24 protein-coding genes are annotated in these 26,495 nt (G+C 71.3%); 14 read left to right on the plus strand and 10 right to left on the minus strand.

Features of this window, described 5'->3' with window-relative positions; genetic code table 11:
* The first annotated feature begins 1 nt into the window (after nucleotide 1).
* From ACH4RC_RS24630 to mscL, 6 genes are all read left to right on the plus strand, one after another.
* On the plus strand, nucleotides 2-1,471 hold the full coding sequence (locus ACH4RC_RS24630; protein WP_398204588.1) for a potassium/proton antiporter: 1,470 nt from the start codon (nucleotides 2-4) through the stop codon (nucleotides 1,469-1,471).
* A 316-nt stretch (nucleotides 1,472-1,787) separates the two neighbouring features.
* Entirely contained in the window at nucleotides 1,788-3,089 is a 1,302-nt protein-coding gene (locus ACH4RC_RS24635; protein ID WP_398204591.1) for an MFS transporter, read from the plus strand.
* Between the two features lie 69 nt (nucleotides 3,090-3,158).
* On the plus strand, nucleotides 3,159-3,530 hold the full coding sequence (locus ACH4RC_RS24640) for an FmdB family zinc ribbon protein (protein ID WP_398204593.1): 372 nt from the start codon (nucleotides 3,159-3,161) through the stop codon (nucleotides 3,528-3,530).
* A 173-nt stretch (nucleotides 3,531-3,703) separates the two neighbouring features.
* The gene (locus tag ACH4RC_RS24645) at nucleotides 3,704-4,561 is read left to right on the plus strand and encodes an S-methyl-5'-thioadenosine phosphorylase (protein WP_398204596.1); all 858 of its coding nucleotides are present in this window, start codon (nucleotides 3,704-3,706) and stop codon (nucleotides 4,559-4,561) included.
* A 159-nt stretch (nucleotides 4,562-4,720) separates the two neighbouring features.
* The gene (locus ACH4RC_RS24650; RefSeq protein ID WP_398204598.1) at nucleotides 4,721-5,278 is read left to right on the plus strand and encodes a hypothetical protein; all 558 of its coding nucleotides are present in this window, start codon (nucleotides 4,721-4,723) and stop codon (nucleotides 5,276-5,278) included.
* A gap of 132 nt (nucleotides 5,279-5,410) precedes the next feature.
* Nucleotides 5,411-5,872 carry a large conductance mechanosensitive channel protein MscL gene (mscL, locus tag ACH4RC_RS24655; protein ID WP_398204600.1) on the plus strand — a complete coding sequence of 154 codons (462 nt, stop codon included), beginning with the start codon at nucleotides 5,411-5,413 and terminating at the stop codon, nucleotides 5,870-5,872.
* A gap of 73 nt (nucleotides 5,873-5,945) precedes the next feature.
* Here the strand turns inward: mscL and ACH4RC_RS24660 are convergent, their stop codons facing one another.
* The gene (locus ACH4RC_RS24660; RefSeq protein ID WP_398204603.1) at nucleotides 5,946-6,128 is read right to left on the minus strand and encodes a hypothetical protein; all 183 of its coding nucleotides are present in this window, start codon (nucleotides 6,126-6,128) and stop codon (nucleotides 5,946-5,948) included.
* A 536-nt stretch (nucleotides 6,129-6,664) separates the two neighbouring features.
* On the opposite strand from ACH4RC_RS24660, the gene ACH4RC_RS24665 reads away from it, so the two are divergent.
* The 4 genes from ACH4RC_RS24665 (at nucleotide 6,665) to ACH4RC_RS24680 (ending at nucleotide 11,511) form a co-directional block, all read left to right on the plus strand.
* A complete protein-coding gene (locus tag ACH4RC_RS24665) occupies nucleotides 6,665-7,942 on the plus strand; it encodes a low temperature requirement protein A (protein ID WP_398204605.1) in 1,278 nt (425 codons plus the stop codon).
* Between the two features lie 92 nt (nucleotides 7,943-8,034).
* Complete coding sequence (locus tag ACH4RC_RS24670) at nucleotides 8,035-9,126, plus strand: P1 family peptidase (protein WP_398204608.1); 1,092 nt, start codon at nucleotides 8,035-8,037, stop codon at nucleotides 9,124-9,126.
* Nucleotides 9,127-9,341: 215 nt separating this feature from the next.
* The gene (locus ACH4RC_RS24675) at nucleotides 9,342-10,517 is read left to right on the plus strand and encodes an Ig-like domain-containing protein (protein WP_398204691.1); all 1,176 of its coding nucleotides are present in this window, start codon (nucleotides 9,342-9,344) and stop codon (nucleotides 10,515-10,517) included.
* Nucleotides 10,518-10,725: 208 nt separating this feature from the next.
* On the plus strand, nucleotides 10,726-11,511 hold the full coding sequence (locus tag ACH4RC_RS24680; RefSeq protein ID WP_398204611.1) for a DUF6227 family protein: 786 nt from the start codon (nucleotides 10,726-10,728) through the stop codon (nucleotides 11,509-11,511).
* 15 nt (nucleotides 11,512-11,526) lie between these two features.
* Here the strand turns inward: ACH4RC_RS24680 and ACH4RC_RS24685 are convergent, their stop codons facing one another.
* From ACH4RC_RS24685 to ACH4RC_RS24705, 5 genes are all read right to left on the minus strand, one after another.
* Complete coding sequence (locus tag ACH4RC_RS24685) at nucleotides 11,527-11,772, minus strand: hypothetical protein (RefSeq protein ID WP_398204613.1); 246 nt, start codon at nucleotides 11,770-11,772, stop codon at nucleotides 11,527-11,529.
* A gap of 211 nt (nucleotides 11,773-11,983) precedes the next feature.
* The gene (locus ACH4RC_RS24690; RefSeq protein WP_398204616.1) at nucleotides 11,984-14,095 is read right to left on the minus strand and encodes a fructose-specific PTS transporter subunit EIIC; all 2,112 of its coding nucleotides are present in this window, start codon (nucleotides 14,093-14,095) and stop codon (nucleotides 11,984-11,986) included.
* Nucleotides 14,096-14,177: 82 nt separating this feature from the next.
* Nucleotides 14,178-15,125 (minus strand): 1-phosphofructokinase, encoded by a 948-nt coding sequence (pfkB, locus tag ACH4RC_RS24695; protein ID WP_398204694.1) that lies wholly within the window; start codon nucleotides 15,123-15,125, stop codon nucleotides 14,178-14,180.
* A gap of 74 nt (nucleotides 15,126-15,199) precedes the next feature.
* Nucleotides 15,200-15,961, minus strand: coding sequence for a DeoR/GlpR family DNA-binding transcription regulator (locus tag ACH4RC_RS24700; protein ID WP_398204619.1), 762 nt, complete (start codon nucleotides 15,959-15,961; stop codon nucleotides 15,200-15,202).
* Nucleotides 15,962-16,110: 149 nt separating this feature from the next.
* Nucleotides 16,111-17,700, minus strand: a complete 1,590-nt coding sequence (locus ACH4RC_RS24705) for an MFS transporter (protein ID WP_398204622.1) — start codon at nucleotides 17,698-17,700, stop codon at nucleotides 16,111-16,113.
* Between the two features lie 62 nt (nucleotides 17,701-17,762).
* On the opposite strand from ACH4RC_RS24705, the gene ACH4RC_RS24710 reads away from it, so the two are divergent.
* Nucleotides 17,763-18,752 (plus strand): helix-turn-helix transcriptional regulator, encoded by a 990-nt coding sequence (locus ACH4RC_RS24710; RefSeq protein WP_398204624.1) that lies wholly within the window; start codon nucleotides 17,763-17,765, stop codon nucleotides 18,750-18,752.
* A 453-nt stretch (nucleotides 18,753-19,205) separates the two neighbouring features.
* Here ACH4RC_RS24710 and ACH4RC_RS24715 read toward each other — a convergent pair whose 3' ends face one another.
* Nucleotides 19,206-20,213, minus strand: a complete 1,008-nt coding sequence (locus tag ACH4RC_RS24715; protein ID WP_398204626.1) for an RNA polymerase sigma factor RpoD/SigA — start codon at nucleotides 20,211-20,213, stop codon at nucleotides 19,206-19,208.
* Between the two features lie 174 nt (nucleotides 20,214-20,387).
* Here ACH4RC_RS24715 and ACH4RC_RS24720 point away from each other — a divergent pair, with 174 nt between their 5' ends.
* Both ACH4RC_RS24720 and ACH4RC_RS24725 read left to right on the plus strand, forming a co-directional pair.
* Complete coding sequence (locus ACH4RC_RS24720) at nucleotides 20,388-20,927, plus strand: GNAT family N-acetyltransferase (RefSeq protein WP_398204629.1); 540 nt, start codon at nucleotides 20,388-20,390, stop codon at nucleotides 20,925-20,927.
* 94 nt (nucleotides 20,928-21,021) lie between these two features.
* Complete coding sequence (locus ACH4RC_RS24725; protein ID WP_398204631.1) at nucleotides 21,022-22,074, plus strand: questin oxidase family protein; 1,053 nt, start codon at nucleotides 21,022-21,024, stop codon at nucleotides 22,072-22,074.
* Nucleotides 22,075-22,384: 310 nt separating this feature from the next.
* Here ACH4RC_RS24725 and ACH4RC_RS24730 read toward each other — a convergent pair whose 3' ends face one another.
* Nucleotides 22,385-23,146, minus strand: coding sequence for a dioxygenase (locus ACH4RC_RS24730; RefSeq protein ID WP_398204696.1), 762 nt, complete (start codon nucleotides 23,144-23,146; stop codon nucleotides 22,385-22,387).
* Nucleotides 23,147-23,282: 136 nt separating this feature from the next.
* On the opposite strand from ACH4RC_RS24730, the gene ACH4RC_RS24735 reads away from it, so the two are divergent.
* Nucleotides 23,283-23,810 carry a MarR family winged helix-turn-helix transcriptional regulator gene (locus ACH4RC_RS24735; protein WP_398204699.1) on the plus strand — a complete coding sequence of 176 codons (528 nt, stop codon included), beginning with the start codon at nucleotides 23,283-23,285 and terminating at the stop codon, nucleotides 23,808-23,810.
* 120 nt (nucleotides 23,811-23,930) lie between these two features.
* Here the strand turns inward: ACH4RC_RS24735 and ACH4RC_RS24740 are convergent, their stop codons facing one another.
* Together ACH4RC_RS24740 and ACH4RC_RS24745 are read right to left on the minus strand one after the other, a co-directional pair.
* The gene (locus tag ACH4RC_RS24740) at nucleotides 23,931-25,448 is read right to left on the minus strand and encodes an MFS transporter (protein WP_398204701.1); all 1,518 of its coding nucleotides are present in this window, start codon (nucleotides 25,446-25,448) and stop codon (nucleotides 23,931-23,933) included.
* Between the two features lie 168 nt (nucleotides 25,449-25,616).
* Nucleotides 25,617-26,279 (minus strand): TetR/AcrR family transcriptional regulator, encoded by a 663-nt coding sequence (locus ACH4RC_RS24745; protein WP_398204634.1) that lies wholly within the window; start codon nucleotides 26,277-26,279, stop codon nucleotides 25,617-25,619.
* Nucleotides 26,280-26,495 lie beyond the last annotated feature (216 nt).

Here is a 26,495-nt window from a genome sequence, read left to right on the forward strand (position 1 = left end):
CGTGAGCGCGCTCGTGCTGCTCGTCGCGGTCGCCGCGGTGCGCATCTCCTCGCGCAGCGGGCTGCCCAGCCTGCTCCTCTACCTGGGCATCGGCATCGCCATGGGCCAGGACGGCATCGGCGACGTCTCCTTCAGCGACGCGGAGATGACCCAGGTCATCGGCTACGCGGCCCTCGTCGTGATCCTGGCCGAAGGCGGCCTGGGCACGAAGTGGAAGGAGATCAAACCGGCGCTCCCGGCAGCCGCCGCCCTGTCGCTCGTCGGCGTCGCCGTGAGCGTGGGGGTGACAGCGGCCGGCGCGCACTACCTCGTCGGCCTGGAGTGGCACCAGGCCCTCATCATCGGCGCGGTGGTGTCCTCCACGGACGCCGCGGCCGTCTTCTCCGTCCTGCGCAAGGTGCCGCTCCCCTCGCGCATAACCGGCGTCCTGGAGGCGGAGTCCGGTTTCAACGACGCCCCCGTCGTCATCCTCGTCGTCGCCTTCTCGGCCGCCGGACCCGTCGAGCACTGGTACGTCCTCATCGGCGAGATCGCCCTGGAGCTCGCGATCGGCGCGGCGATAGGTCTCGCGGTCGGCTGGGGCGGCTCCTACGGCCTGCGCCACGTCGCGCTGCCCGCCTCCGGCCTCTACCCGATCGCCGTCATGGCCATCGCCACCGTCGCCTACGCCGCGGGCGCCATGGCCCACGGCAGCGGCTTCCTCGCCGTCTACCTGGCCGCCATGGTCATGGGCAACGCCAAACTGCCCCACTGGCCGGCCACCCGCGGCTTCGCCGAAGGGCTCGGCTGGATCGCGCAGATCGGCATGTTCGTCCTGCTCGGACTGCTCGTCACGCCGCACGAACTGGCCGACGACATAGTGCCCGCACTCCTCATCGGCCTCGTCCTCACCGTGATCGCCCGCCCGCTCGGAGTGATCATCAGCACGACGCCCTTCCGCGTCCCCTGGCGGGAGCAGGCACTCATGTCCTGGGCGGGGCTGCGCGGCGCCGTGCCCATCATCCTGGCGACCATCCCGATGGTGACCGGCGTCGAGGGCAGTCGCCGCATCTTCAACATCGTCTTCGTCCTGGTCGTCGTCTACACGCTCGTCCAGGGGCCCACGCTGCCCTGGCTCGCCAGGAAGCTGCGCCTCGGCTCCTCGGACGCCGCCGCCGACCTCGGCATCGAGTCCGCGCCCCTGGAGCGGCTTCGCGGGCACCTGCTCTCCGTCTCCGTCCCGGACGGCTCCCGCATGCACGGCGTAGAGGTCGGCGAACTGCGCCTGCCCAAGGGCTCCGCCGTCACCCTCGTCGTCCGCGAGGGCGCCTCCTTCGTCCCGTCACCCACCACCGTGCTGCGCAACGGGGACGAACTCCTGGTCGTGGCCACCGACCCGGTGCGGGACGCGGCCGAGGCCCGGCTGCGCGCCATCGCGCACGGCGGAAAGCTCGCCGGCTGGCTGGGCACAGGGGGCGAAACCGCCCGTTAACATGGTCGGACAGACATCGCTTCCGGCATTGCTCCCTGCATTGCTCCCTGCATTGCTTCCTGCTTTGTCTCCTGCTTCGTTTTCCTGAACCACTGAACTACCGACTCTGCCTGATGTAGAGCCGGCGCGACCGCAAAGCGGCCGCGGTCCCCTTGCGGCACCTCGCCCACGCGCGTGTGCACCGCTCGGCCCAGGGCCTCTCCTGGCGCGGACCGCAGGTATCACTCGGTTCCCGGCGCATGTGAGGACGGCTCTCGGCCCGGTACTCCTCGACCAGGAGACCACCGGGCTACCAGGCGGCAGAAAGGCGAGGGCCGTGCCACAGAAGGACACGGTTCCCACCACCGACATCCGGCCGGGCTACGGACGGCTGCTGCGCACCCGCGGGGCGTGGACGTTCCTGCTCCCCGGCTTCGCGGCGCGCCAGCCGTTCGCGATGCTGACCATCTCCATCGTGCTGCTCGTCCAGCACACCTCCGGTTCGTACGGCACCGCGGGCGCGGTCTCGGCGACGACCGGTGTCGCCATGGCGCTGTTCGCGCCCTACAGCGGCAAACTCGCCGACCGCTTCGGCCAGCGGGCCGTCCTGCTGCCCGGTGTCCTCGTGCACTGCGCCGCCGGAATCACTCTGACCGTGCTCGCCCTGTCCGGGGCGCCCACCTGGGCGCTGTTCCTCGCGGCCGTGCCCACGGGCGCCTCCACGCCCCAGATCGGGCCCATGGTGCGCGCCCGCTGGGGCGTCAAGCTCCAGGGTTCGCCGCTGATGCAGACCGCGGCCGCCTTCGAATCGGTCACGGACGAGTTCACCTTCGTCCTCGGCCCGCTCTTCGCGACCGCGCTGTGCACCGGCATCAACCCCGCCGCGGGTCTGATCACCGAAGCCGCGCTCACCCTGGTCGGCGGTCTGCTGTTCGCCGCGCAGAAGAGCACGCAGCCGACGCCCACGGCGGCCGGTCGTACGGGCGGCCCCGCGGACGGCCACGCGCGCGTGGAGCACGTCTCCGCGCTGCGCGTCCCCGGCGTACGGGTACTCATCGTGACGTTCCTCGGCATCGGCTCCGTCTTCGGCGGCATGCAGGTCTCGCTCGCCGCCTACACCGAGGCGATCGGCGAGCCCGGCCTCAACGGCGTCCTCTACGGCACCTTCGCCGCCGGCAACATGCTCTCCGGCCTCGTCTGCGGCGCCATCGCCTGGAAAGTCGCACCGCAGCGCCGCCTGCTCGTCGGCTACACCGCCCTCGCGCTCACCGCGTCCGGCCTGTGGGCGGCACAGTCAGTACTGCTGCTCGCCGGGCTCGGCCTGCTGGTCGGCGTCTGCATCGCGCCCTCCCTGATCACCGGCTACACGCTCGTCGAGTCGATCGTCCCGGCGAGCTCCCGCACGGAGGCCTTCACCTGGCTGACCGGCGCGGTCGCCCTCGGCCAGGCCGCCGCCGTCACCGTGGCGGGACAGCTCGAGGACCGCTACTGGGACGGGGCGGGGTTCCTGGTGCCGATGGGCGGCACGGTGCTCGCCCTCGCGGTCATGTTCCTGCTGCGCTCACGACTCGTACCGCCGCCCTCCGGGCGCACCGTCGCACGTGGCGTGGGTCACCGACAGCCGGTGGCAGTGGACTGATCTCGCGGAATAGGTCACTATGGACCGTCGTTAGCACTCAATGAGTGAGAGTGCCAGGAGGAAGACACAGTGCCGACTTACCAGTACCAGTGCACCGAGTGCGGCGAAGGCCTCGAGGCGGTGCAGAAGTTCACCGACGACGCCCTCACCGAGTGCCCCAACTGCGGTGGCCGCCTGAAGAAGGTTTTCTCGGCCGTCGGCATCGTCTTCAAGGGCTCGGGCTTCTACCGCAATGACAGCCGCGGTTCGTCGTCGAGCAGCAGCCCGGCGGCGGCGTCCTCGAAGTCGGGCTCCGACTCGTCCTCGAAGTCGTCCTCCGACTCCTCGTCGTCGTCTTCCTCGTCCTCCTCGGACTCGAAGTCGTCGTCCGGTTCGTCGTCGGGTTCGTCGACCGCTTCCGCGGGTTCCTCCAGCTCCTCCAGTTCGTCGTCCGCCGCCTAGGCGCGACCTTTCACGAGCGTCCTGCCAGACCCTGCCGTACACCTGCGGCGGGGTCTTCGGCGTCTTTGGCCTCGGTCACTGTGCTGACCACGGCGGTTACCGTGCTGGCTGTGGCGGTTACTGTGCTGACCACCGCGGTTACCGTGCTGACTGTGGCGGTTACTGTGCTGACCATGGCGACCATTACGAACACGCATGCCGACGCCGCCGAGATCGGCGTGATCGGCGGCTCCGGCTTCTACTCGTTCCTCGACGACGTCACCGAGGTGCAGGTCGACACGCCCTACGGGCCGCCGAGCGACTCCCTCTTCCTCGGCGAGGTCGCCGGGCGCCGGGTCGCCTTCCTGCCCCGGCACGGGCGCGGCCACCATCTGCCGCCGCACCGCATCAACTACCGCGCCAACCTGTGGGCGCTGCGCTCCGTGGGCGTACGGCAGGTCCTCGGGCCGTGCGCGGTCGGCGGGCTCCGGGCGGAGTACGGGCCGGGCACGCTGCTCGTCCCCGACCAGTTCGTGGACCGTACGAAGGCGCGGGCGCAGACCTACTTCGACGGGCACCCGCTGCCGGACGGCACCGTGCCGAACGTCGTGCACGTCTCTCCGGCCGACCCCTACTGCCCCACGGGCCGCAAGGTCGCGGTGAAGGCCGCGCGCGGCAAGGGCTGGGAACCGGTGGACGGCGGCACCCTCGTCGTGGTCGAGGGCCCGCGCTTCTCGACCCGCGCCGAGTCCCGGTTCCACGCCGCGATGGGCTGGTCCGTGGTGGGCATGACCGGACATCCCGAGGCGATGCTCGCGCGTGAGCTGGAGCTCTGCTACACGTCGCTGACCCTCGTCACGGACCTCGACGCGGGCGCGGAGAGCGGCGAGGGCGTCTCGCACGACGAGGTGCTCGAGGTCTTCGCGGCGAATCTGGGACGGCTGCGGACGGTGCTGTTCGACGTGGTCGCGGGGTTGCCGGTCGGCGGGGAGCGGGACTGCCTGTGTGCGGACGCGCTCGGAGGGATGGACCCGGGGATCCGGTTGCCGTGACGGGGTCGCGGGCCTGGAACTGCGCGTTCGAGTGAGGGAGTTGTCCACAACCGGGCGGTAGTCCACGGGGTTCAGCGGGATTCGGCCGGGAGGCGGATCGTGGTCGGCGTGACGGGCGAAGGGCTCGTCCTCCGACCCGACCCGTAGGCGGTGACAGCCATGTCCGTGACGACTCCCCCGGCCCAGCTCAGCACTCCCCCGACCTCCGAGGTGCCGCCCTTCCCTCCCGTACGCGTACGGGGCCCGCGGTGGCGGCACGGACGCCCGGGGCGCCGCCGCGGGCCCGCCCTGGTCGCCGGAGTCGCGCTCACGGCGGCGGCGCTGGTGGTCGCGGTGCCGTCGTCCGGCGCGGGGCGCGGCCATGAGCGGGCGCAGGCGCCACCGGGCGAGCGGGCGCGAGGGCCCGCCGTGTCGGTGTCGGCGCCGGTGCGGATCGCCGACGCCGGGGCGGTGCGGCTGCTGCGGGCCGGGGACCGGGTGGACGTGGTGGCGGCGCGGGCGGACGGCGGTCCGGGGGTACGGGTCCTGGCGTCGAGGGCGCGGGTGGCGTCCGTGCCGGAGGCGGAAGCGGGGCCCGGTGAACCGGACGCGAGCGGGGCGACGGCAGGCGGGGCTACGGCGAGCGGGGCGTTGGTGGTGCTGTCGGTGGGCCGAGCCACTGCTGTGCGGCTCGCGGGCGCCGGCGCCACTTCTCGGCTGGCGGTGACGGTGTGGTGACCGGCACTTCGACGGCGTGCGGGGCGTCAAGTCCCCCGATCGAGTTACCGAATTGGACAGGTCTGACCCGTGCTGTCGTAAGTTGCGAAGCCGTCTGCTCCGCAACCGGCGCACGTGTAGAGAGGCCTCCTGGTGAGCAAGAAGAACGAGCCGAGTCTGTGGGAGGGCTTCAAGGCCTTCCTGATGCGCGGCAATGTGATCGATCTGGCGGTTGCGGTCGTCATCGGAGCCGCGTTCACGAACATCGTGAACGCGGTGGTGAAGGGGGTCATCAACCCGATCGTCGGCGCCTTCGGCACCAAGGACCTCGAGGTCTACAAGTCCTGTCTGAAGGGCCCGTGCGGCGGGGACGAGGGCATCGAGATCCTGTGGGGCTCGGTCCTGAGCGCGGCGCTCGGCTTCGTCATCACGGCCGCGGTCGTCTACTTCCTGATGGTTCTGCCGATGGCGAAGTACCTGGCGCGGCAGGCCGAGCGCAAGGCGGCGCGGGAGGGCGCGGCGGAGACCGTGGAGGTGTCGGAGCTGGAGGTCCTGAAGGAGATCCGCGACGCGCTGGTGGCCCAGCGGGGCGGCCCGGGGCGCGCCGAGCCCTAGCCGTTGCCCGGTACGGAGCGCGTCGCGTCCTGACCGTTGTCCGGTACGGGGCGCGTCGCGTCCTCACCGGGGTTCAGATGTGGTGCGGTGGCTTCTCGTCGAGGAAGCGGGCCAGGTCCGCGGCGCTGTTGTCCCCGGCCGAAGGCCGCTCGCCCCAGCCACGGTCCGTGTCGTCGGCGGACTGGGCCGTCAGCGGGTCGTCGAAGATCAACGCGGCCTTGGGGTCACGCGGCTCGGGGGCGGCGGCGGTACTCATGCATCCAGGGTACGTCGGGACCGCGGACAACCGGACCCTTGGGCGTCTGGGCCTGGGCCTGGGTCCGGGCCCAGGCCCGGGTCCGAGCCAGGGACGGGGTCCGAGCCAGGGACCGGGTCCGAGCCAAGGCCACGGCCAGGGCCAGGGACCGGGTCCGAGCCAAGGCCAGGGCAAGGGACCAGGTCCGAGCCAAGGCCCGACTCCAGCTCCAGGCCCGGCTCCCGCTCCGGCTCAGGGTCCAGGCCCGGCTCTCCCTCCGGCTCAGGGCCCAGGCCCGGCTCTCCCTCCGGCTCAGGGTCCAGGCCCCGCTCAGGATCCAGGTCCGGCTCCAGTTCCGGCTCCCGCTCCCGCTCCGGGTCCAAGTCCGGGTCTAGGTCCCGCTCCAGGTCCAAGTCGAAGTCCAGGTCCGGCTCCGGCTCCAGGCCTGGCTCCCGCTCCGGGTCCCGCTCCCGCTCCCGCTCCCGCTCCCGCTCCGGTGTCCAATGACCCAGGTGCCGGTGCCCTCACCCCGCCTCCACATCTGGTGTCCTGTCCGCATGAAGCCCACGTCCTCCTCCCCTCCTCCCTCGCCCCGCACCCCGGACGCATCCGGTGGCCAGGCACCCGCCCCGCACACCTCACCGCAGCCGCAGCCGCAACCGCACGGCTCCCCCGTGCGCCGCTTGCGGGCGAGGGGCCGGGACGAGAAGCACCGCGTCGCCTCGTCGCTCGAGCTGTTCTTCGATCTCTGCTTCGTCGTCGCGGTGGCGCAGGGCGGTGTGGAGCTGGTGCACGCGGTCGCCGAGGGCCACACGGGCACGGGCGTGATCGACTACGCGCGGGTCTTCTTCGCGATCTGGTGGGCTTGGATGAACTTCACCTGGTTCGCCTCGGCGTACGACAACGACGACGTGATCTACCGGGTCGTGACGCTCGTCCAGATCGCGGGCGTCCTGGTGCTCGCCGCGGGGGTCTCGCGCGCCTTCGAGGACGACTTCACGGTGGTCTGGCTCGGCTACCTGATCATCCGGCTCGCGATGGCGGCGCACTGGCTGCGCGCGGCGAAGGCGACGAACGGGGCCGAGCGCACGGTCGCGCTGCGGTACGCGGGCGGCATCCTGCTCTGCCAGGTCGGCTGGCTCGGGCTGATGTTCACCCCGTCCGGGGCGCGGAACTGGGTGTTCCTGGCGATGGCGATCCTGGAGATGTGCGTCCCGGTGTTCGCGGAGAAGCACCGGCAGACCTCCTGGCACCCGCACCACATCTCCGAGCGCTACGGCCTGTTCACGATCATCGTGCTCGGCGAGACGATCGCGGCGGCGACCGTCGCGGTGAAGTCGGGCGTGCAGGAGAACGACGCGCTCGGCGAGCTGCTGCCGATCGCGGCCGGCGGTGTCCTCATCGTCTTCTCGGCCTGGTGGATCTACTTCGCGGCGCCGATCCACGAGCGGCTGCGGACGCGCGGGCAGGCGTTCCTGTGGGGCTACGGCCACTACTTCGTCTTCGCGTCGGCGGCGGCGATCGGCGCGGGTCTCGAGGTGGCCGTGGAGCAGGCGGTCGGCGAGGCGCACATCTCGACGACCGCGGCGTCGGCGGCCGTGACGATCCCGTCGGCGTTGTTCCTGCTGATGGTGTGGGCGCTGCACGCGCGGTACTTCAAGGTGGGCACGGCGCAGCAACTGACGCTGCCGGTGGGTGCGTTGCTGGTGTTGGCCTGCACGTTCGCCGGGGACTGGGCGGTGTTCGGGGCGGGTCTCGTGGCGGGGCTCACGGTCGCGACGGGCGTGATGTTGTCGGCGCGCGGAGCACGGCAGGCGGGTGCCGAGCACGCCTGAGCCACGCACAACTGCCGTGGTACGCATGGCGAATGGCGACGGATCGAACACACATACCGAAAACCCCGACGGCCGCGACCACGCCTGCGACTATGCCTGCGAACGCGACTACGACCGGACCGGTAAGGGCGTCCCGGCCCTTGAACGACGCGCTCACCGACGTGACCGGGCTGCGGGTCGGTCACGCGACGCTGACCGGTGACGGCTTCCTGACCGGTACCACCGTCGTGCTCGCTCCCGAGGGCGGCGCGGTCACCGCCGTCGACGTGCGCGGCGGCGGCCCCGGCACCCGGGAGACCGACGCGCTCGACCCGCGCAACCTCGTCCAGCGCATCGAGGCGATCGTGCTGACCGGCGGCAGCGCGTACGGGCTCGACGCCGCGTCCGGCGTGATGGCCTGGCTGGAGGAGGCGGGCCGCGGTGTCCCGGTCGCCGGGCCCGGCCGGGTCGTTCCTGTGGTGCCCGCCGCCTGCGTCTTCGACCTGGGCCGCGGCGGCGACTGGCGGGCCCGGCCCGACGCCGCCACCGGCCGCGCGGCAGTGGAGGCCGCCGCCGCGACGGAGCCGAACTCTCCGGTGGAGGAGGGCAATGTGGGTGCGGGCACCGGCGCGCTCGTGGGCCGGTTGCGCGGCGGCACAGGCACCGCGTCCACGGTGCTCGGCACGGGGATCACGGTGAGCGCGCTGGTGGTGGCCAACGCGGCGGGCTCGGCGCTCGACCCGGCGACCGGCGCGCTGTACGGGGAGTTCTTCACGGCACAGGGCCCGGTGACGTACCCCTCCCCCGACCTCCACGAGGCGGCGACGAACCGCCTCTCCGCAGCAGCCGCCAAGGACCCCGCGCCCCCGCTCAACACCACGCTCGCCATAGTCGCCACCGACGCCGAGCTGAGCCGGGCGCAGGCGCGGAAGGTGGCGGGCACGGCGCACGACGGCATCGCGCGGGCCGTACGTCCGGTGCATCTGCTGAACGACGGCGACACGGTGTTCGCCGTCGCCACCGGGGCCCGCCCGCTGGACGCGGCGAACTCGCTCGCGTTGAACGAGATACTCGCGGCCGGCGCCGACCTGGTGACGCGGGCGATCGTGCGGGCCGTACGCGCGGCGGAGTCGGTGAACGGCCCTGGCGGCACACACCTGTCGTACGGCGACCTGTACGGCACTGGAGAGCCGTCGCCCCGGTAGCCGAAGCCCATGGGCCGGTAGCCAGGGCCCGTGCCCCTGTGGCCGAGGCCGTACGTAACAGCGCCTTCACCGGCGTAACAGAACTGTCCCTGTGCCCCCCTTCACAGCAAGCGGAAGGAACCTCTCCGGCCGTCCCGGGCTCTCTCCACGTACCGGATCAACCGACCGCATCACCCAAGAAGGAACAGAAGGAGCAGACCGTGAGAAGGCAGAACATGGCCGTCGCGTGCGCCACTCTCGTCATCGGCGCCCTCACCCTCACGGCCTGCGGCGGCAGCGCCAATGCCGACGACGACAAGAACGGCAAGGACAGCGCGGGGAACGCCCCGCAGATCACGATCTCGGCGAAGGACGGCTCGACCGGCGCGTCCATCAACTCGACCGGGGTCAAGGTCAGCGACGGCAAGCTCGCCGACGTCAAGATGGTCGAGTCCGCCTCCGGCAAGCAGGTCGCGGGCGCGATAGCCGCGGGCGGCACCGTCTGGAAGCCGAAGGAGCAGCTGGAGCGCGGCACCAAGTACCGCCTCTCCGCGACCGCGAAGGACGGCGAGGGCCACACGGCCGCCGCCAACTCGATCTTCACCACGGTCTCCGACGCGAACAGCTTCATCGGCACGTACACCCCGGACAACGGCACGACGGTCGGCGTGGGCATGCCGGTGTCGTTCACGTTCGACAAGGCGATCACCGACCAGAAGGCCGTGCAGTCGCACATCAAGGTCACGTCCAGCAGCGGCCAGCAGGTCGTCGGCCACTGGTTCAACTCGCAGCGTCTGGACTTCCGGCCGGAGGACTACTGGAAGGCCGGCTCCAAGGTCACGATGAAGATCGCGCTCGACGGGATCGAGGGCGCCAAGGGCATCCACGGCGTGCAGAACAAGACGGTCACCTTCACCGTCGGCCGCAAGCAGGTCGCCACCGTCGACGCGAAGACGCAGCGGATGACGGTCGTGCGCGACGGCCAGAGCCTCAAGACGGTGCCGGTCTCCACGGGCAGCGCCGATCACCCGACCTACAACGGCCAGATGGTGATCTCCGAGAAGTTCGTCCAGACGCGGATGAACGGCTCGACGGTCGGCTTCGGCGGCGAGTACGACATCCCGGACGTGCCGCACGCGATGCGCCTGTCGCAGTCCGGCACGTTCATCCACGGCAACTACTGGAGCTCGCCCGGCATCTTCGGCGCACAGGGCACCAGCCACGGCTGTGTCGGCATGCGCGACGTGCAGGGCGCGGGCGGCGACACGACCGCGAAGTGGTTCTTCGACCAGTCGCTCGTCGGCGACGTCGTGATCGTCAAGAACTCCCCCGACAAGACGATCTCCCCCGACAACGGCCTCAACGGCTGGAACCTCAGCTGGAGCGAGTGGACGGCGGGCACCGGCGCCTGACCTGACCGGGGGTAATCGCCCCCTCACCAGGACAGTACGGCGGGACACGGCGTGACGGGCCGCGCGGGAACCTCCCGCGCGGCCGACGCGTTGTCAGGACAGGTTTCCCAAATGCCGTTCCCCGTTTGCGATTTCCCGGACATGATGTCCGAAGCAGGGGCTACGGTATGCACCCACAAGGTGACATGCAGCAATGCCGGGAGGTGCCTTGAGCGTTCCGCACGACTACGAACACGACGCCGTCTCGTCGGCCACAGCCCCCTCGTCGCCCACGCCCGACGAGCACTTGGCGCAGCTCCTCGGCCGCGCCCTCAACTCCTTCGAACTGCCTGACGAGACCCTGCGCCTTCTCGACAGCGCGCTCGCGTACGCCGGTTCCCTGCACTCGGCCCACCACAGCGGCGGCCTCCACCGTGAGACGTACCGGCACACCTGGCTGCTCGCCGACGGCAGCGCGCTCACTCTGTGGGAGCTGGTCCACAACACCGGCCGGGACGGCACGGGGCAGCACGAGGTCTACGTCACCGAGGACGAGCTGCATCTCGCCACGGGCCGCCTGCCGCTCCCGCCGGAAGCCACTCCGGACTTCGATCTCCAGGTGCCCATCGCGCCCGTCCAACTGCCCGCGGTCCCGCCGGAGCGGCACCGTTTCGGACCCGCCGATCCGGACAGCTCCGTCGACCACGCGCGCCGGCTGCTGCGCCGCGCGGAGAACCCGGACCCGTCGACCCGCCCGGGGCCCGGCACGGCAAGACTGCTGCGGGAGGCGTGCGCGCACCAGATCACGCAGGCGTTCGGCCGCCGCGTCAACCAGGGGTTCGCGCTGTACGAGCACGCGTTCCTGCTGCGGGACGGGGCCGAGGTCAGTCTGTGGGAGGTCGAGCACACGGCGACGCCGGACGGCCGGCACATGTGCGAGGTCTACGCGACCCAGGAAGCGGCCCGCACGGCGATCGAGCACCGGGCGGCGACGACGCGCCGTACGAGCGCCTAGCCTTCGCGCGTCGGCTCAGCTCCGGCCGAACTGCCGTACCAGCCCGGCGAACGCGTCCTGCTCGTCGGGCGTCAGCGGAGCCGACTCCACCGCCGGGGCCCGCCCCTGCTTCGGCAGCACACCCTGCGGCAGCCGTGGCGCCTCGGGCGGCGCGAGAGCCACGACGCGCACCAGTCGGACCAGTCCGACCACCCATGCCACCGTGGCGACCGCGAGAATCGCCAGGCCTATCTGCTGAAGGATCGACACGTGCTCAGGCATGCCCCCAGTGAACACCACGCTCCGGGCCTTTGGTCCCGGACCGTGATGTTTATCGCAACACCGGACAGTTCACACCGAAGTCACCCCCTCTAACTCCCTCGGCCCTCGCACCTCCCGCGCTGACGCTGGGCGTCCATGTCCGGCAGCCCGACGACGAGTCCGACGACGAGCCCGACGACGACTCCGACGCCGAGCGTGGACCCGATGGCACCTACCTCGACGCCGCCGTGGGCTGTACCGACCGCGCGTCCTGCTCCGGCGCGGTCCGGCGGGCGACGGCGGAACGGGGCGAAGCTGCCTGCGTGACGGAGGCCGCGGACTTCGTCCCCTCGTCCGCCCGCGAGCCGTCCGCGGCACCTCCGCGCAAGGATTTCAGGAGAACGGTCAGCGCCGCCGTGACGCACGTACCCACGGCGATCGCCACCAGGTACAACCACGCGTGACCGATCAGCGGGACCACGAAGATGCCGCCGTGCGGGGCCCGCAAAGTGGCGTCGAAAGTCATCGACAGCGCACCGGTGACACCGCCGCCCACGATCGACGGAACGATCACCCGCACCGGATCGGCCGCGGCGAACGGGATGGCCCCCTCACTGATGAAGGACGCACCGAGCACCCAGGCGGCCTTGCCGTTCTCCCGCTCCGTCTTGGTGAACAGCTGCGGGCGAACGGTCGTCGCGAGCGCCATGGCCAGCGGCGGAACCATGCCTGCCGCCATGACCGCCGCCATGACCTTGAGGGAGCCGTCATTCGGCGTGGCAAGGCCCCCGACGGCGAAGGCGTACGCGACCTTGTTCAGCGGACCGCCCAGGTCGCTGGCCATCATCACGCCCAGCACGATGCCCAGCACGATCGCGTTCGAACCGGAGAGCGAGCCCAGCCAGTCCGTCAGACGCGTCTGCACCCATGCGATCGGGTGCCCCACGACCGCGAACATCAGGAAACCGACCACCGCGGAGGAGAAGAGCGGGATCACCACCACCGGCATGACGCCGCGCAGCACATCGGGCACCTTGATCCGCTGGATCGCCAGCACCACCGCCCCCGCGATCAGGCCACCGGCCAGACCACCGAGGAAACCGGCGTTGATCGTGACCGCGATCGAACCCGCCACGAAACCAGGAACCAGACCGGGCCGATCCGCCATGCCGTACGCGATGTACCCGGCCAGCACTGGAACCAGGAAACCGAACGCGGCCTGCCCGGTCCAGTACATCAACGCCGCCCAGCTGTGGGCGGAACCCCACTGGAAGGCGTCGATCAGAGACTCCACCTTCGTATTGGCGATCTCGTAGCCGCCGAGCGCGAAGGACAGCGCGATGAGCAACCCACCCGCCGCCACGAACGGCACCATATAGCTGACGCCCGACATCAACCAGTTACGGAGTTTTGTACCGTAACCGTCCCGAGGGTCGCCGGAGTTGTCCACAGGTGTGGATGACGTCGCGTCGCCCGATGGTGCTGTTGCTTCGCCGCGGGCCGCCTTCTCCCGTACCTCCGTGATGAGTTCGGCGGGGCGGTTGATGCCCGCCTTCACGCCGACGTCGACCGTGGGCTTTCCGGCGAAGCGGTCCTTCTCGCGGACCGGGACGTCGTGAGCGAAGATCACGCCGTCCGCCGCGGCGATCACCTCGGGGGCGAGGCGGGTGAAGCCCGCCGAGCCCTGGGTCTCCACCGCCAGTTCGACGCCGTCGGTGGCGCGGGCGGTGTTCTCCAGGGACTCGGCCGCCATGTAGGTGTGGGCGATGCCGGTGGGGCAGGAGGTGACGGCGACGATCCTGAAGGTCCCGCTTGCCGTGGGCGCCCCTTGCGGCTCTACGGGGTCCGGTTCCGGGGCCGGGGCGTCCGGTTCCGGGGCTGGGGCGTCCGGTTCCGGGGCCGGGGCGTCGCCGCGGATCAGGGCCGCCGTGTGCTCCGCGTCCGTCGCCGCGCGCAACGACGCCTTGAAGTCGTCGTCCATCAGCTGGCGGGCCAGGGCGGACAGGATCGTGAGATGGGCGTCGTCCGCGCCGGCCGGGGCCGCGATCAGGAAGATCAAGTCGGCGGGGCCGTCCGGGGCGCCGAAGTCGATGCCGTGGGCCGCGCGACCGAACGCGAGGGTGGGCTCGGTGACGTGCGCGCTGCGGCAGTGCGGGATGCCGATCCCACCGTCGAGGCCGGTCGGCATCTGGGCCTCGCGGGCCGCGACGTCGGCGAGGAAACCGTCGAGGTCGGTGACGCGGCCCAGGGCCACCATGCGCTGCGCCAGGGAGCGGGCGGCCTCGGTCTTGGTCTGCGCGGACAGGTCGAGGTCGACCAGTTCCGCGGTGATCATCTCCGTCATCGCGGGCTCCTTGGGTGCGGGACGAGGGGTGAGGGGCAGGGGCAGATGCAAAGGCAGAGGCAGGGCATATGGGGGGCGTGCATCACGTCACCGGTTCCGTCAGCCGGCGGTCGAGCGGAAGCTGCGCCGTCAGCGTCACCGCCGCCGGGGCCAGGTCCGCCGGTGCCGGCATCGCGCTGCCCGGCAGCCGCACCGCCGCCGCGCCGTGCGCGACCGCCGATGCCAGCGCGGCCGGGCCCTCGCCGCCCGCGATGAGGAAACCGGCCAGGGAGGAGTCGCCCGCGCCCACGTTGCTCCGTACGGCGTCGACCGGGGCGCTCGCGAACCAGGCGCCCGCCGCGTCGACGAGGAGCTGTCCGTCCGCGCCGAGCGAGGCGAGGACGGCGACCGCGCCGAGGTCGCGCAGCTCCTCCGCCGCCTTGACCGCGTCGCCGACCGTGGCGAGCGGGCGCCCGACGGCCTCGGCGAGCTCCTCGGCGTTGGGTTTCACCACGTCGGGACGTTCGCGCAGGGCCGCCAGGAGCGCGGGCCCGGACGTGTCGAGCGCGATCCGGGCGCCCGCCTCGTGGGCGCGGGCCACCAACTCCGCGTACCAGGACGGCGCGAGGCCGCGCGGAAGGCTGCCGCAGCCGGCGATCCAGGCGGCACCGGCCGATCGTTCGCCGATGACGCGGAGGAACGCTTCGGCCTCGTCCGCCGACAGTTCGGGGCCCGGCGCGTTGATCTTCGTGAGCGTGCCGTCGGGTTCGGCGAGCGCGATGTTCGACCGGGTCGGGCCCGCGACAGGCACCGGGGCGACCTCGATGCCCTGCTCGGCCAGGAGTTCGGCGACCAGGGCGCCGGGCGCGCCGCCCAGCGGCAGCACGGCCAGGGTGGGGGCACCGGCGGCGGCGACGGCGCGGGAGACGTTGACGCCCTTGCCGCCCGGGTCGACGCGCTCGCCGGAGGCGCGTACGACTTCGCCGCGGTCGAGACCGGGGAGCTCGTAGGTGCGGTCGAGGGAGGGGTTGGGGGTGACGGTGAGAATCATGCCGCGGTCGCCGTTTCCGTACGGGGGTGTACTCGTGGTGCTGGTGGGGCGCAGGGGGCGGGGCTCAGCGGAACTCATGTACGGAGCACCTCCGTGCCGCCCGCCTCGATCTCCGCCGCGTCCTCGTCGGCCAGGCCTCTGTCCGTGATCAGCAGGTCCACCTGGGACAGGTCCGCGAAACGGGCGAAGTGTTCCTGCCCGGACTTGCCCGAGTCCGCGAGCAGTACGACCCGGCGCGCCGCGGCGACGGCGGCGCGCTTCACGGCGGCTTCGGCGAGGTCGGGGGTGGTCAGTCCGGCCGCGGCGGAGAACCCGTTGGCCGCGAGGAAGACGACGTCCGCGCGGATCTCGCCGTACGCGCGCAGCGCCCATGCGTCGACGGCGGCGCGGGTGCGGTGGCGGACCCGGCCGCCGATGAGGTGGAGCTGGATGCCGGGGTGGTCGGCGAGGCGCGCGGCGGTGGGCAGCGAGTGGGTGACGGCGGTGAGTTCGGACTCCAGCGGCAGCGCGGCGGCGAGGCGGGCCACGGTCGAACCGGCGTCCAGGATGACGCTGCCCTCGGCCGGCAGCTCGGCGAGTGCGGCGCGCGCGATGCGGTCCTTCTCGTCGGCGGCGGTGGACTCGCGTTCGGCGAGGTCGGGCTCGAAGTCGAGCCGCCCGGCCGGGATGGCGCCGCCGTGCACGCGGCGTACGAGTCCGGCTCGGTCCAGCGCCTTCAGGTCGCGGCGGACGGTCTCGGCGGTGACCTGGAACAGCTCGGCGAGTGACAGCACGTCGACCCGGCCGCTGTCGCGGGCGAGGCGGAGGATCTCCTGCTGGCGCTCCGGTGCGTACATGCCCGTTTACCTGTGCCCTTACCTATGACTGTGCCCGAACCTGTTGCTTTACCGGGAGAGTACGGTCGCATCTCCGGAAAGTAAACAGGTTCGGGCATCAATCAGACACAAACAGGCACTCAGTGTGGGGCTGTATCAGCCGACCAGAGTCAGCCGACCAGCTCGGCCTCCCGCTCGCCGTCTTGCTCGCCGTCCTGCCCGCCGTCTTGCTCATCGGTGCCACCAATGGCGTCGGTGGCCTCGGTGGCCTCGTCGTCGCCCGCCGCCACCGCCGTCACCGCCGGCTTGCGCGGCAGCGCGAACATCAGCAGGAAGATGCCGACGAGGATGCCCGCCGCCCACAGCAGCGAGCTGTGGAACCCGTCGATGAAGGCGGCGTTGCCCGCGCCCTTCTTCATGTGGTCGTCGACGACGTTGAAGAAGATCACCGAGACGAGGCTGAGACCGAGCGCGTTGCCCATCTGCATGACGGTGTTGATCAGCCCGGACGCCGAACCGGCGTGCTCGCGCGGCACCTCGGAGAGCACCGCGTCCGTCAGCGGCGCGACGATCAGGCCCATGCCGAGCCCCATCACGACGAGCGGCAGCGCCATCTGCCAGGAGGCGATGGAGAGGCCGTAGTGCCCGGACTCCCACACGTAGATCAGCACGCCCGCGGCCATCGTCACCGCGCCCGCCTGCAGCACCTTGCGGCCGAAGCGCGGCACCAGCTTCTGTACGGAGATCCCGGCGGCGACGGAGACGGCGATCGAGAACGGCACACCGGTCACGCCGGCCCGCAGCGCGCTCCAGCCGAGGCCGAGCTGCATGTAGAGCGTCCAGGTCAGGAAGAAGACGCCGGTCATGACGCCGAAGACGGTCTGGACGGCGATGCCCGCCGCGAAGCTCTTGACCTTGAAGAGGGACAGCTCGATGAGCGGCGACCCGTCGCGCCGCGCCTTCGCCTTCTCGTACGCGATCAGTACGACGACGATCACGACGGACGCGGCCATCATCACGAAGCCCCACACCGGCCAGCCGTTCTCGCGGCCCTGGGTCAGCGGGTAGACGAGCGCCAGCATGGCGAGGGTGACGAGGACGACGCCGACGAGGTCCAGCTTGAGCGCGGTCGGGGCCTTCGACTCGCTGATGACGCGCGAGCCGAGGATGAGCGCCGCGATGCCGACGGGCAGGTTGATGAGGAAGATCGGCCGCCATTCGAGGCCGAACAGATTCCATTCGGTCAGCAGCGCGCCGAGCAGCGGTCCTGTGACGGCGCCCAGGCCGACGATCGCGCCGAACAGCCCGAACACCTTGCCGCGTTCGTGCGCCGGGAACGTCGCGTGGACGATCGAGAGAACCTGCGGGACCATCAGCGCCGCCATGGAGCCCTGGAGGATGCGGGAGGCGACGAGCATCTCCGGGTTCGCGGCGAAACCGCACAGCGCGGAGGCCACGGTGAACCCGGTGATGCCGAGCAGGAAGAGCCGCTTGCGGCCGAAGATGTCGCCGAGCCGCCCGCCCGTGATGAGCAGCGCCGCGAAGGCGAGCGCGTAACCGGCGGTGATCCACTGGATCTGGCCGGTGGAGGCTCCCTCGTCGTGCTGGATGGTGGGCAGGGCGACGTTGACGATCGTGACGTCGACGAGGTCCATGAACGCGGCGACCATCACGATCGCGAGCGCGAACCAGCGTCGGCGGTCATGCGTGCGAGCGGCTGCCTCGGCTGCGGGGTTGGCGGGCGAACTCGGTGAAGTCATGAGAGAAACGTAGGGGTTCAGTAGGTCAGATCGTGTCCTACATCTGCGGCATTCTTACGGGCATGACGACGACCAGTACGGACACCCCGGCCCGGTTGCTCCAACTTCTGTCCCTCCTCCAGACGCCGCGCGAATGGCCCGGCGGCGAACTCGCCGGGCGGCTCGGCGTCTCGCGGCGCACCGTGCGCCGCGACATCGACCGGCTGCGCGATCTCGGCTATCCCGTCCAGGCGTCCATGGGCGCGGACGGGGGTTACCGGCTGATCGCGGGCAAGGCGCTGCCGCCGCTCGTCCTCGACGACGAGGAGGCGGTCGCGATAGCGGTGGGGTTGCGGGCCGGGGCCGGGCACGCGGTCGACGGGATCGAGGAGGCGTCGGTACGGGCGCTGGCCAAGCTGGAACAGGTCCTGCCGTCGCGCCTCCGCCACCGCGTCAGCACCCTCCAGGCCGCCACCATCCCGCTGACCTCGGGCGACGGCGCGACCATCGCGCCCGAGACGCTGACCGTGCTCGCGTCGGCCGCCGCCGGGACGGAACGGCTCCGCTTCCACTACCGCGCGGCCGACGGCACGGAGACGCGCCGCTTGGTGGAACCGTTGCGGCTCGTCTCGACCGGGCGCCGCTGGTACCTCGTCGCGTACGACATCGATCGCGACGCCTGGCGGACGTTCCGGGTGGACCGGGTGTCGGAGCCGTTCGCCACCGGGGCGCGGTTCGCTCCGCGGGAGGTGCCGGAAGGGGATGCGGCGGAGTATCTGCGGCGGTCCATGGAGGCGCGGGGTGGAGGGGCGTACGAGGTGGACGTGGAGTTCGCGGCGACGGTCGAGGAGGTCGCCGCCAAGGTGCCGCCTGCGGTCGGGCGGCCCGAGCCTTTGCCCGGGGGCGCGAGGTGTCGTCTCCGGGCGAGTGCCTCCGGGCCGGTGGAGTGGATGGCGGTACGGCTCGCCATGACCGGCCTGGACTTCCGGGTCCATGGCCCCGAAAATTTGGTGGACGCGGTCCGCGAACTGGGCACCCGCCTGACCCGAGCGTCGGCCGAGCCCCCGCCCTGAGCGCCTGCCCCGTCCTGCCGATCGTCGGCCGCGGCTCTCGTCGTGGCTGGTCGCGCAGTTCCCCGCGCCCCCGAGATGCGCACTGCGTGCGGCCATCTCAAGGGGCCCGTCATCGATGTGCGCCATCTTCAGGGCGTGCCAAGGGGGGAGGCGCGGCGAAGCCGCAAGTCTCCAGGGGCGCGGGGAACCGCGCGACCGGCCACGACAGCGGCGCACCCGGGAATCGACAGGCCGGGGCAGCCGCTCAGGGGCGCGGGGAACCGCGCGAGCGGCCACGACGGCGGCGCGGTCGGAAGACGGCCGCGCGGGGCAGACGCTCAGGGGCGCGGGGAACCGCGCGAGCGGCCACGACGGCGGCGCGGTCGGAAGACGGCCGCGCGGGGCAGACGCTGAAACGGGGACAGCCCGCGCAGCGAACCGCGCGGGCCGATCGATGTCCGGGTCCCCAAAGGGCTACGCCGCCGCGTCGAACCCCGTGTCCCGAGCCAGCTTCTTCAGCTCGAGCAGCGCATGCTTCTCGATCTGCCGGATCCGCTCACGCGTGAGTCCATGCTCCTTACCGACCTCGGTCAGCGTCCGCTCCCGCCCGTCCTCGATCCCGTACCGCATCTTGATGATGGACGCGGTGCGCTGGTCGAGCCGCCCGATGAGATCGTCCAGCTCCTCGGAGCGAAGCAGGGTCAGGACGGACTGCTCCGGCGAGACGGCCGACGTGTCCTCGAGCAGGTCACCGAATTGCGTGTCCCCCTCGTCGTCCACGGACATGTTCAGCGAGACCGGGTCACGCGCCCAGTCCAGAACGTCGACGACGCGCTCGGGCTTCGTGTCGAGCTCGGCGGCGATCTCCGCGGGCTCCGGGTCCCGCCCGTTCTTCCGGTTGAACTCGCGCTGGACGCGGCGGATGCGGCCCAGCTCCTCCACCAGGTGGACGGGGAGCCGGATCGTACGGGACTGGTCCGCGATGGAACGGGTGATGGCCTGGCGGATCCACCACGTGGCGTACGTGGAGAACTTGAAGCCCTTGCGGTAGTCGAACTTCTCGACCGCGCGCACCAGGCCCGCGTTCCCCTCCTGGATCAGGTCGAGCAGGGGGAGGCCGCTGCGCGGGTAGCGGCGGGCGACCGCCACGACGAGGCGCAGGTTGGACCGGATGAAGATGTCCTTGGCCTTCTCCGCCTCGGCGACCAGCGCCTCCAACTCCTCGCGGGACGCCTCGACCGCGGCCTTGCTGTCGGAGACCTCTCCGTCGAGGATCTGCTGGGCGTAGACGCCCGCCTCGATGGTCTGGGAGAGGTCGACTTCTTTTGCGGCGTCGAGCAGCGGTGTACGCGCTATCTCGTCGAGGTACATGCCGACCAGGTCGCGGTCGGCGATCTCCCCGCCTACGGCGCGAACACTGCGTGCCGCGTCAGTCTCGCCGGAGGCGGCGGACTTACGACGGGCTACGGCACGGGTTGCCATGCGTGCTCCCTTGCGATGGTAGGTCGGCTGGGCCGGACGGCTCACACCCTCCCGGGTGCCCTGCATCTGATGGAAACAACGACTGGAATCCGGACAGAATTCCCAACTGGCCCCAACTTTTTTGTGACCATGCAGTACCCTGTGCCGCCACGCGGCGCACGGAGGAGAGGCGAGATGCGGTCGGAGCCCACAGAGGTGCAGGTCAGGCCGGGGGTCGAGGGCGACCTCACAGCTCTCACGAACCTCTACAACCACTACGTACGTGAGACGCCGATCACCTTCGACACGGCCGTCTTCACCCCGGAAGAGCGACGCCCTTGGCTGCTCTCCCACCCTGAAGACGGCCCGTACCGTCTGATGGTTGCGCAGGAAGTGCGGGGCGGGACGCTCGGCCCACTCCTCGGATACGCCACGTCCAGCCCCTTCCGCGCCAAAGCCGCGTACGACACCTCGGTGGAGGTCACCGTCTACTGCGCCCCGGACACGGGCGGGCGCGGCATCGGCACTCTTCTCTACGGCGCCCTCTTCGACGCCCTCGCCGGTGAGGACCTGCACCGCGCGTACGCGGGCGTCGCCCAGCCCAACGAGGCCTCGGTCCGCCTCCACACCCGCTTCGGTTTCACCCATGTCGGCACGTACCGCGAGGTCGGCCGGAAGTTCGACACGTACTGGGACGTCGCCTGGTACGAGAAGGAGCTACGCCCCCGGGTCTAGGGCTCGGGACTAGGCCCCGGGACCAGGCTCAGCCCGGATCGGCCTAGGGCCACGGACCGTTACGCCCCGTGCACGCGGCACCTACCGTCGAGACATGGACGTGGACAGGGACGTGAACAGGGACGTGGACATGGACGGCGACGACACGACAGGCACCCTCGACGAGGCCCTTCAGCGACTGCACCGGAGCGGACCGGAGTTCGAGGGCTGGCTCAGCAATCACGGACCGATGGCCGTGGAGTCCCTCGTGCGCGGCGGCCAGGCGCCCCGCGTGCACCGCTGGCTCGACCACTACGAGCGGCGGCTCGACGACATGCCCGCGCCGACCCTCCCCGTCCGCGACGACGACTGGAAGTCCGCGCTCGGCGACCCGCGCCGCCTCGCGGACTGGATCACCTTCTTCGAGCGCGCCGTCACCGAACGCCCCTGGCGCGACGTGCTCGCCGAGTGGTGGCCCCGGCTCCTGCCCGGCATCGCGGCGGGCGCCACGCACCCGGTGATCCGGGTCGGCCACGCCGTACGTACGTTGCTCACGGCCGAACCCAACGGGCCCCGCCTCGCCGAACTCGCCCACGGCCTCGGCTACTGGGCCGCCCGGCACCAGCCGCTGCCGCCGCTGACCGCGCTGCCCTCCGCGCCGGACGCGTCGTCCGCCCTCGACGCGGTGCCGATCGTCTCCGACATGAGCGGGGGGATCCTCGCGCGGTTCGGCCGGCTCACCGGGCTCCCCGCGTGGGCGGCAGGGCCGGTCGATCCGGACTCGGCGCGTGAGCGGCTGGGGGAACTGGTCGCGGCGGCGGTCCACCGTTACGCCACGCACGCCCACGGCAACCCCGTGATGCTCGTCCACGCGGCCACCGCCCCCAACGCGGTCCTGCGTACGCTCCCCGCCCTTCCCCGCGAACTCTGGCCCGCGTCGCTGGAGGCTGCCTGGGCGGCGAGCGCGGCGGTGACAGCGGCGTACGCGCCGGCGGACGCGGTCCCCTATGTATCCGGCGCCTCCATATCCCCGGAGGAACTGTTCGCCCGGGCGGCGGCACACGGCGACGACCACGCGATCAAGTTCACGGACACGGCGCTGGACGTGGCCGACTCGACAGCACTGACCGCCGCGGAACGGGCCCTCCACCTGATCGAGCCGGTCTGAGGTACCGGTACCGACGGACTCCGCGGACCGGTGAAGGTTGGTCACGCCCCCGAAGAACGACAGGCCGGGACAGACCCCCCAGGGACGCGAGGAGCTAGGCGACCAGCCACGACGGCCCCGCACCCAAGAAACGACAGGCCGGGGCACACCCCCCAGGGGCGCGAGGAACCGCGCGACCAGCCACGACGGCCCCGCACCCAAGAAACAACAGGCCGGGGCAGACCCCCCAGGGGCGCAAGGAACTGCGCGACCAGCCACGACGAGAGCCGCACCCAAAAACCAACGGCCCGGGGGCACACCCCCAGCCCCGCTACCCGAACTGCACCGACCGCTTCGCCAGCCCCATCCAGAACCCCTCGATCACCGACCGCTGCACATCCAGCTCACCGAACGCCTCCGCCGACCCCATGGCGACGAACAGCGGAGCGAAGTGCTCCGTACGCGGATGGGCCAGCGCCCCGGCCGGGGATCCATGGACGAAGTCGAGCAGCCCGTCCACATCACCCGCGTCGAGCGCCCGCTGCCCCCAGTCGTCGAACTCCGCCGACCACGACGGGATGCCGCCCTGGCGCAACGCCGCGAGGTTGTGCGTGAAGAACCCGGAGCCGACGATGAGCACGCCCTCGTCCCGCAGCGGAGCGAGCCGGCGTCCGATGTCCATGAGCTTCCGCGGGTCGAGCGTCGGCATGGAGACCTGGAGGACGGGGATGTCGGCGTCCGGGTACATCTCGACGAGCGGGACGTACGCCCCGTGGTCGAGCCCGCGATCGGGTACGTCCTGCACCGGAGTGCCCGGGGCGCGCAGCAGTTTCCGTACGGAGTCGGCGAGTCCGGGCGCGCCCGGGGCGGCGTAGCGCACCTGGTAGTAGTGCTCGGGGAAGCCCCAGAAGTCGTAGACGAGCGGCACGGTCCGTATCGCGCCGAGGGCGAGCGGGGCCTCCTCCCAGTGCGCGGAGACGACGAGGATGGCCTTGGGGCGCGGCAGCCGCGCCGACCAGGCGGCGAGCTGTCCCGGCCACAGGGCGTCGTCGGCGAGCGGCGGGGCGCCGTGGCTGAGGTAGAGCGCGGGCATGCGTTCCGGTGCGGGTGCGGATGCGGTGGGCACGGAGGCGACCTCCTTGAACTTTCAAGCTCTGGGTACTGCCCAAAGTAGCCGGTGTTTGTTTAACATTCAAGGAGAGGATCTTTAGGATGATGCGATGGTGGCGATGAAACAGACCGAGTACGACGACGAGAAGAGCGCCCGGGGCGGTGCCGGTAAATGGCTGAGCGCCGACGAACAGCAGGTCTGGCGCGCCTACCTGCACGCCACCACGCTCCTGGAAGACCACCTCGACCGCCAGCTGCAGCGCGACGCGAGGATGCCGCACATCTACTTCGGCCTGCTCGTCCAGCTCAGCGAGGCGCCGAAGCGGCGGCTGCGGATGACGGAGCTGGCGATGAGCGCCAAGATCACCCGTTCCCGCCTCTCGCACGCGATCGCGCGCCTGGAGAAGAACGGCTGGGTGCGGCGCGAGGACTGCCCCTCGGACAAGCGCGGCCAGTTCGCGGTCCTGACGGACGCGGGCCTCGACGTACTGCGGGAGACCGCCCCCGGACACGTGTCAGCGGTCCGCCAGGCGCTCTTCGACCGGCTCACCCCCGAACAGCTGAAGTCCCTCGGCGAGATCATGCGGATCGTCGCCGAGGGACTTCAGCCGAAGGAGGCCGGGGCGGACCTCCCCTGGCTCAGGTGAGGTCCGCCCCGCCACGGAACACCGTCAGCGCCCCGCTACGAAACACCGTCAGCGCCCCGCCACGGAACACCGTCAGCGCCCCGCTACGGAACACCGTCAGTGCGCGACCACGGAACACCGTCAGTGCGCGACCACCGGCACCCGGAACTCGTCCTCGACACCGTCCGCGTCGCCGGAGGCCACTGCGGCGCCGGAGCCGGGGGCGCGGGTGTTGATCAGCGTGAAGGCGATGGCCGCCGAGACGACCAGGATGCCGACGGCCCACCAGATGGCGTGGGTGTAGCCGTTGACCATGGCCTGCGCCTGGAGCAGCTGCGCGTCGCGCGCGCCGGCCACGTGGTCGGCGATGTACGCGGTCGTGGCCGAGGCGGCGATCGTGTTCAGGAGGGCGGTGCCGATGGCGCCGCCGACCTGCTGCGAGGTGTTGACCATCGCGGAGGCGACACCGGCGTCCCGCGCCTCGACGCCGATCGTGGCGAGCGACATGGCGGGCATGAACGCCGTACCCATGCCGAGGCCGAGCAGCAGCTGGGCCGGGAGGATCAGCGCCGGGTAGGACGAGTCGACCGACAGCTGGGTCAGCAGGCCCATGCCGAGGGCGGCGAGCAGGAAGCCCGGGCCCATGAGGAGGCGGGGGCTGACGCGGGTCATCAGGCGGGCGCCGATCTGCGTGGAGCCCGTGATCATGCCCGCGATCATCGGCAGGAACGCGAAACCGGTCTTGACCGGCGAGAAGCCCTTCTGGACCTGGAGGTAGTAGGTCAGGAAGAGGAACAGGCCGAACATCGCGATCACGGCGAGGCCGAGGGAGGCGTAGACACCGCCGCGGTTGCGGTCGGCGACGACGCGCAGCGGAAGCAGCGGGTGCTTGACCCGGGCCTCGACGGCGACGAACGCGACGAGCAGCACGGCGGCACCGACGAACAGGCCGACGGTGCTGGCGTCGGACCAGCCGTTGGACTCGGCGCGCGTGAACCCGTAGACGAGCGAGACCAGGCCGAGCGTGGACAGGAGGACGCCGGGGATGTCCAGCGGCGAGCGGTTGCGGCCGCCGGCGGGCTCGTTGATGACGAAGACGGCGCCGAGCGCGGCGACGGCGGCGAACGGGATGTTGACGAAGAAGGTCCAGCGCCAGTTCAGGTACTCGGTGAGGAATCCGCCGAGGATCAGGCCGACGGCGCCACCGCCACCGGCGATCGCCCCGTAGATGCCGAACGCCTTCGCGCGCTCCTTGGCGTCCGTGAACATGACGGCGAGGAGGGAGAGGGCGGCGGGCGCGAGCAGCGCGCCGAACAGGCCCTGCAGGGCGCGGGCGCCGAGCATCATGCCCTCGTTCTGCGCGGCGCCGCCGATCGCCGAGGCGAGGGCGAAGCCGATCAGGCCGGTGATGAAGGTCTGCTTGCGGCCCCACAGGTCGGCGATGCGTCCGCCGAACAGGAGCAGGCCGCCGAAGGCGAGCGCGTAGGCGGTGATGACCCACTGGCGGTTGCCGTCGGAGATGCCGAGGTCCGTCTGGGCGGACGGCAGGGCGATGTTCACGATGGTGGCGTCGAGGACGACCATCAGCTGCGCGAGCGCGATGAAGACGAGCGCCTTCCAGCGGCGCGGGTCGCTTATGAGAGGGGCCGTTTTCGGCAAGGGGGTACCCACAGCGGGACTCCAAGAAGTCAGGTAAGTCGCCAGGCGAGGCGTCAGTCAGGCGTAGTCAGGCGTAGTCAGGCGTCAGGTAAGTCGTGAATAAAGCTGAGAAATCGGTCTGGTACGGAGAGCGGCGACGGCGGCCGGTCGGCGTGTGCCCCCGCGGGGTCAGCCCTTGCGGAGTGCCTCCCAGGTCGCGGCCGCGCCCGGGAGTTCCGAGCGGGCGGGTGCCATCAGGCCGTCGAGGAACAACTGCAGATGACGGTGGACGAAGCGGTCGAAGTCCAGGCATGCCTTGCCGGGCAGCGGCCGGGTGAGCTGGGAGAGGGCCACCATCAGGTCCCCGACGCCGATGTCGGGGCGCAGCTCGCCGGCGGCTCGGGCGCGCCCGAGCAGGTCCTCGACGCCGCTGGTGAGGCGTTCGAGGGAGGCAAGCAGGTCCGGGTGGTCCTTGTCGAAGGTGGTCTGGAGGGTCGGGCACAGCGCGCCGATGCGTTCGTCGGCGGCGGCGTGCACGAAGGTCCGCAGCGCGGCGAAGGCGCTGCTCTCCCCGGTCTCCTGCGCGGCGAGCGCCTTGTCGGCGTGCTCGGTGACGCGGTCGGTGACCGAGAGGACGACATGGTGCATGAGTTCGCCGCGGTCCTTGAAGTTCCGGTACAGCGTGGCGTTGCCGACACCGGCACGGCGGGCGACCTCGTCGAGCGGGAGGTCGGTCCCGTGCTCGACGAGGAGTTCACGCGCGGCGGCGAGGATCCGCTCCCGGTTGCGCAGGGCGTCGGCCCGCGGGCGCGGGGTGCGGCGCTGCGGCTGGGCGGGTGCGGCGGTGGCCACGGCGTACTCCTGGGTCTTCTGGGCTCGGGGCGGAATCGGGGAGTGATTCCCCGCTTCGCGCGGACACACTTCTAAACGGGGAAAGCGTCCCCGCTTATTTCCCGGACTTCCTGTGACCCGCCTCACACCCCCTACGGTCCGGTAACCCCCGAACGGCGCACCCAGCGCGCGACCCGTCCGCCCCCGACACAGGGTGATCGAAAGGGACCCGAGGGT

The sequence above is a fragment of the Streptomyces sp. NPDC016845 genome (assembly GCF_044332585.1).
GTDB lineage: Bacteria > Actinomycetota > Actinomycetes > Streptomycetales > Streptomycetaceae > Streptomyces.

What these genes read in the sequence shown, in the direction of transcription:
- ACH4RC_RS24675 (WP_398204691.1), top strand. Translation starts at nt 9,342, where the DNA reads ATGGCCGTCGCGTGCGCCACTCTCGTCATCGGCGCCCTCACCCTCACG.
- ACH4RC_RS24690 (WP_398204616.1), bottom strand. Translation starts at nt 14,095, where the DNA reads ATGACGGAGATGATCACCGCGGAACTGGTCGACCTCGACCTGTCCGCG.
- ACH4RC_RS24700 (WP_398204619.1), bottom strand. Translation starts at nt 15,961, where the DNA reads ATGTACGCACCGGAGCGCCAGCAGGAGATCCTCCGCCTCGCCCGCGAC.
- ACH4RC_RS24730 (WP_398204696.1), bottom strand. Translation starts at nt 23,146, where the DNA reads ATGCCCGCGCTCTACCTCAGCCACGGCGCCCCGCCGCTCGCCGACGAC.
- ACH4RC_RS24685 (WP_398204613.1), bottom strand. Translation starts at nt 11,772, where the DNA reads ATGCCTGAGCACGTGTCGATCCTTCAGCAGATAGGCCTGGCGATTCTC.
- ACH4RC_RS24660 (WP_398204603.1), bottom strand. Translation starts at nt 6,128, where the DNA reads ATGAGTACCGCCGCCGCCCCCGAGCCGCGTGACCCCAAGGCCGCGTTG.
- pfkB (WP_398204694.1), bottom strand. Translation starts at nt 15,125, where the DNA reads ATGATTCTCACCGTCACCCCCAACCCCTCCCTCGACCGCACCTACGAG.
- ACH4RC_RS24725 (WP_398204631.1), top strand. Translation starts at nt 21,022, where the DNA reads ATGGACGTGGACAGGGACGTGAACAGGGACGTGGACATGGACGGCGAC.
- ACH4RC_RS24715 (WP_398204626.1), bottom strand. Translation starts at nt 20,213, where the DNA reads ATGGCAACCCGTGCCGTAGCCCGTCGTAAGTCCGCCGCCTCCGGCGAG.
- ACH4RC_RS24665 (WP_398204605.1), top strand. Translation starts at nt 6,665, where the DNA reads ATGAAGCCCACGTCCTCCTCCCCTCCTCCCTCGCCCCGCACCCCGGAC.
- ACH4RC_RS24705 (WP_398204622.1), bottom strand. Translation starts at nt 17,700, where the DNA reads ATGACTTCACCGAGTTCGCCCGCCAACCCCGCAGCCGAGGCAGCCGCT.
- ACH4RC_RS24650 (WP_398204598.1), top strand. Translation starts at nt 4,721, where the DNA reads ATGTCCGTGACGACTCCCCCGGCCCAGCTCAGCACTCCCCCGACCTCC.
- ACH4RC_RS24735 (WP_398204699.1), top strand. Translation starts at nt 23,283, where the DNA reads ATGAAACAGACCGAGTACGACGACGAGAAGAGCGCCCGGGGCGGTGCC.
- ACH4RC_RS24645 (WP_398204596.1), top strand. Translation starts at nt 3,704, where the DNA reads ATGGCGACCATTACGAACACGCATGCCGACGCCGCCGAGATCGGCGTG.
- ACH4RC_RS24710 (WP_398204624.1), top strand. Translation starts at nt 17,763, where the DNA reads ATGACGACGACCAGTACGGACACCCCGGCCCGGTTGCTCCAACTTCTG.
- ACH4RC_RS24670 (WP_398204608.1), top strand. Translation starts at nt 8,035, where the DNA reads ATGCCTGCGAACGCGACTACGACCGGACCGGTAAGGGCGTCCCGGCCC.
- ACH4RC_RS24720 (WP_398204629.1), top strand. Translation starts at nt 20,388, where the DNA reads ATGCGGTCGGAGCCCACAGAGGTGCAGGTCAGGCCGGGGGTCGAGGGC.